The sequence below is a fragment of the Fulvimarina thalattae genome (assembly GCF_040239565.1).
Classification (GTDB): domain Bacteria; phylum Pseudomonadota; class Alphaproteobacteria; order Rhizobiales; family Rhizobiaceae; genus Fulvimarina.
Genome location: NZ_JBEHWS010000043.1, coordinates 1 through 4,641 on the forward strand (window position 1 = coordinate 1; position 4,641 = coordinate 4,641).

Genomic DNA, 4,641 nt, shown 5'->3' on the forward strand with positions numbered 1-4,641 from the left:
CCGCATGACAGCGAGAACGCCGGCCAGGCGGCTGAAAAGCGGTCCGTAAACGCGAGAACCATGGAAATGCGGCGCCTCAGACCACTCGCAATCCCGAAACGACATTCAAGCTGCCTTCGTCCGGGGGAATCAAGGTTCTTCGAGGTGTCCAGATGACCTTCGAGGACGCGACGGGCGCGGAGAACATGTTCTTCCACGCCCAGAAGGATCAGACGACGCGGGTTCTGAACAACCGCACCAAGCGCGTGGACGCGCACGAAGTCGCCTCGATCGGCGGCAACCGGGCGGTCGAGGTCGCACAAAATCAGAAGACCGAGGTCGGCGGCTCGATGAATGTCACAGTGGGCGGCACGGGTCCGCAGGCCTTCGCGCTGATGGCGCAGGTCTCTGGGCTTGCCGGCCACACCGCCGGGCTTCTCGCCCAGGCCGGCCAGATCGCCGGCGGCGGCGGCGCGGCGCTGACCGGCTTTGCCGGCACGCTCGCCTCCTCGGCTCTCGGCTTTCTGGGCCTCGGCGGGATAGGCGCGCGCAACGGCGTCGTCTCCGGCCCGAACCCCCGCGCCGATGCCGGCACCGATCTCGCGGGCTCCGGCGCCGGCGTCGGTCAAGATGCATCCAGCCTCTTCCCGCTCAGTGGCATCATGAACACCGTCGTCGGCAACTTCCAGTCCACCACCGTCGGCGTGGCTCAGGTCGAGCAGGTGGGGATGAGCAAGGTCACCAATGTCGGCGCGACGCAGCTTGAGAGCACCGGCAAGTTCCGCAAGATCGCGGTCGGCGAGGAATTCGTGATCGAGTGCGGGGATTCGAAGTTCATCATGAAGGCCAATGGCGAGGTGATCATCCTCGGAAAAACCTTCAATTTTGTCGCCACCGACCACTTCCAGATGCGCGGCAAGCCGATCGACATGAACTGATTGGGCCCTGGCATGAAGCTCGTCAATCCAACCCCGCTGGTAGCCAACGCTTTCAGGCAGTTCGATCAGGCCGGCGATCTCGATTGCGTCGTTGCGGTCAAGGCGACGTTCGAGCACCGCCAGGGAGACGGGCTCAAGCTTCATGAAGAACAGGAGCCGTTTCAGTGGGAGGATGCGTATGAAGGCGATCCTCACACAACCATGCAGATCCGCCAGACCGATCTGACGCCAGGCAAGGTCGGAACGGATGTCACGTTTCTGGGCTTTTCCTACGCGCCTGGCGACACAGACGCCTCGACTTGGCCTGCCTCCCTGACGATTGGATCGATCGACAAGACCCTCGCCATCCATGGCGAACGGTGGTGGTCGCCGAAAATCCGTGAAAAATGGGCTGGCTTCCTTGCCAAGGGAGCCAAGCGGATCATCACCGACTGGACGCTGACGGAACCGAAAGCAACGCGGCAGGTGCCTCTGTCTTGGGACAAGGCTTTCGGCGGTCCATTCCCTCAGGATGAGGAAGCGGAACAGCAGTCAGCCGTGGAACCTCGCAATCCGCTGGGCTGCGGGATCGTCAATTGCGAGATGTCCCCGGACATTGGCGCGGTCGCCGCCCCGCAGATCGACTGGCCGGATTCAAAGCTCGATTGGCGAGAGCGGCCGGAGCCGGCAGGCTTCGGGCCTGTCTCGCCATGGTGGCGCTCTCGCCAGCGCCACGCCGGCACCTACGATCAGGCCTGGCTCGATGAGCGTCATCCGCTCTTGCCCGAGGACTTCGACACCCGCTTCTGGCAGTCGGCCCCGCCCGATCAGGTCGCTATTCCGTTTCTGCAAGGCGACGAAACTTACAAGCTGGCAAATCTCTCCGCCTCATATCCGGTCGCGGAGGGGCGTTTACCCGACATCAGGCTCGCAGTTCGCGTGGAAGGAAGCGATGCCGATGGATGGCGCCTGCTGGTCCTCGACGGTGTGCATTTCGACTGGCGGAAGGATCATCGGATCATCCTCACCTGGCGAGGCCGTTTTCCATTGCCGGAGGCCACAGGTGTCACACTGACCTTGGCACGGGCCCTCACTGAACCGCCAAGAGGCTCTGAACACGAAAGTGATGAGGCTTCCCATGTCGACGCCTGATAATGGGACGTCAGGTGACGACTATGTCGGCGAGCCGGACTATCCCGCTCCGTGGACGACGCGCCAGCCGAAGGAGGGCTTGCGGGATATCGACGCGGCGCGGATCGTCTGTCTTGCGCCGGATGTCTGCCTGACGCCGATCGGCGACACCGCCGTTCCGATCCCCTATCAGATCGTCGACTATGCCGGCCACGATGCCGGCTATGCCGAAAGCGTTCGCTTCACCGGCAAGCGCGCGATGACGCTCGCCTCGCGCACGACCCACGTGCATGGGGACGCGCCGGGCAAGAAGAAGGGGGTTAAGTCCGGCACGGTCGAGGGCGTCACCGAGCCGATCGGCCATGCGCCTGAGGTGCGGGCCGAGGGCCATCCGGTGATCCGCCACCTCGACCGGTTCTGGATGAACAACAAGAATACGGTCGGCGAGGCCGTATTCGTACGTGACACAAAGACGTACGAGCCTCCGAAAGACAACGATCCCGTGCCGGGTTCGCTGGTGATGAGTGACTTATCAGCAGACCCGTTAATCATGAATGCTGAGTATGCTTACGCGGCTCCAACGACATCGCCTGCGCCTCCAACGACCACGCCTTCCCCCGCCCCTCCTAGCCAGCCTCCCGCGCCAATTCCGCCGGCGGAACCTTCGGCGCCGAGGAGTCCTCCGCAAAAGCCTGAAGAAGTTAAGCCAAAAGGTCCAAATCGACGCGGAGGTTGGGGGCGCTACGCCGGCCGAGGCGCACGTGCGCTTATCTCTCGCTACTTGCAGGAATTTCGAAGGCAGGCCGAGACTAAACAATATTCCGAAACCGCTGAGGAATTCTGTCTGGACTTATCCCAAGATCAAGATCTCCTAGCAGCTCATGCTTACCTGCATGCCCGCAATGTCATGGCGAATCAATGGGGATCGTCAGTTCCAAAGTCGAACCCGGGTAGAGATGCCGCCGCGCGCGGGATCATGCAATACGAGATCGATAATCCAGGAACAATGACACATGCTCTCGATGGGGACAGAGGCGCACAAGCGGAATTGGATGATATAGCACGCCGCGCGTCTGAAGGGAAAATTGAAACATCCGATGTTGGAAAGTGCGGTAAAGCAGAGACCGGTATTAAGGACAATGCGAGGGTGGATCGCCCGGAGTGCTACCTGCTTGTCCTGACGTTTTCAACGCCGACAAAAGGGACTAAAACTGAAACGCAACGTCAACTCAATTTGCAGCAGGGTGCTCTAAATACCAAGAACCCATGCAGGGCGGCGGCTGACATTTCTAACTATCCGAATGTCAAGGCGCTGGGAGAAGCAGCAAGGACTGTGGCACGTAGAGGGTTTATTCAGGCAAATGCGAACGCATTGAGAGCCGTAAACCCGAACTTGAGCCCGGCACAGGCAGTTGCGATGGCGACACAAGCGGCGAAGGGAAAACACGCAATTCATACATTGGATATGGTTGCTGGCGGACACCCGACAACATTCGCTGGATTGGGCGGTGGATCTGAGAACTCATCAATTGGATCGCATTGGGGTCCGGGCGGTAAGGCACGGACGCTAAGCGATTATGCGGTAAGCCAATGCAAGAATAACTGTCCAAAGATGCAAACCCAATTGATAGCAATATAGTGGCAAACCGAGGCAACAGCGCTATTGCCAAGCAAATATTTCTGGAGTCGACATGTCTGCACAAGATTTTCTGGATAGTCATGGTTTGCCCCGAGACGCCTACAAAGTTGAGGAGTCTCGTCTTACTGAGTATCGTGGGCGCGTCCCAGATGACCTCATTGATCTTTGGCGGGAAGTTGGCTTTGGTGCCTATATAGACCGCAAATACTGGTTTTGCGAACCTAGTATGTTTGATCCATATTTTTCGGAGATTCTCTCTTACTTCGAAGACTTACACCACAGTAATTTCGCTGCGTTTGGGTATTCGTGTCTTGGCGTAGTCGACCTATGGCACAAGTCTCATAGGCATTATACCTTCGACCTCTCAACTGGGCTCTTATTGGATCTGACAAGCCTTCGCGAAACAGCGGAGCCGCCATACAATGTCGAAGAACTGATGGCCCTGGTCGGTGTCCCTGAAGAACAGGCACGAGAGACATTCCTTGCATCGCGGTCTCGGCCTCAAGACATCTGGGTTTCTCTTGAAAGTGCGGTGGACGCCGAAGGATATCGCATGATCTTCACTGATTCGGGAAAGCAGCTCATTCGCGAACTGCGAAGTGCTTACGGTAATTTGCAGTCGGGCGAGGTTTATATTCGCAGGAATGACTTCGCAAACGAACCAGAATCGTATGAAAGGATAGCTCTTAAAAATGCATTTACGGTGCGGCCATCAAACGTGCGATATATCCGATATTCTAAAGTAGATGGACGCCAGCAACCTATAGAGGAAATCTTTTCGGTAAGATAGGGCCCTGTCCAAAACGATTGTAATGGCCCAGAGGCTGTGCAGTGAGCCGGCCGTCAGGTGACGACTATGTCGGCGAGCCGGACTATCCCGCTCCGTGGACGACGCGCCAGCCGAAGGAGGGCTTGCGGGATATCGACGCGGCGCGGATCGTCTGTCTTGCGCCGGATGTCTGCCTGACGCCGATC

Annotated in this window: 3 protein-coding genes and 1 pseudogene; all 4 read left to right on the forward strand. The window is 58.6% G+C overall.

From position 1 onward, the window contains the following. Positions 1-149 precede the first annotated feature (149 nt). A pseudogene (locus ABRA89_RS20055) lies at positions 150-917 on the forward strand (bacteriophage T4 gp5 trimerisation domain-containing protein); the annotation flags it as partial. Positions 918-929: 12 nt separating this feature from the next. After that, positions 930-2,048, forward strand: coding sequence for a DUF2169 family type VI secretion system accessory protein (locus ABRA89_RS20060; protein ID WP_349943278.1), 1,119 nt, complete (start codon positions 930-932; stop codon positions 2,046-2,048). Continuing rightward, positions 2,035-3,666 carry a PAAR-like domain-containing protein gene (locus ABRA89_RS20065; protein ID WP_349943279.1) on the forward strand — a complete coding sequence of 544 codons (1,632 nt, stop codon included), beginning with the start codon at positions 2,035-2,037 and terminating at the stop codon, positions 3,664-3,666. Before ABRA89_RS20060 ends, ABRA89_RS20065 begins: the two co-directional genes overlap by 14 nt. Before the next feature lie 52 nt (positions 3,667-3,718). Beyond that, on the forward strand, positions 3,719-4,456 hold the full coding sequence (locus ABRA89_RS20070; RefSeq protein WP_349943280.1) for a GAD-like domain-containing protein: 738 nt from the start codon (positions 3,719-3,721) through the stop codon (positions 4,454-4,456). The last annotated feature ends 185 nt before the right edge of the window (positions 4,457-4,641 follow it).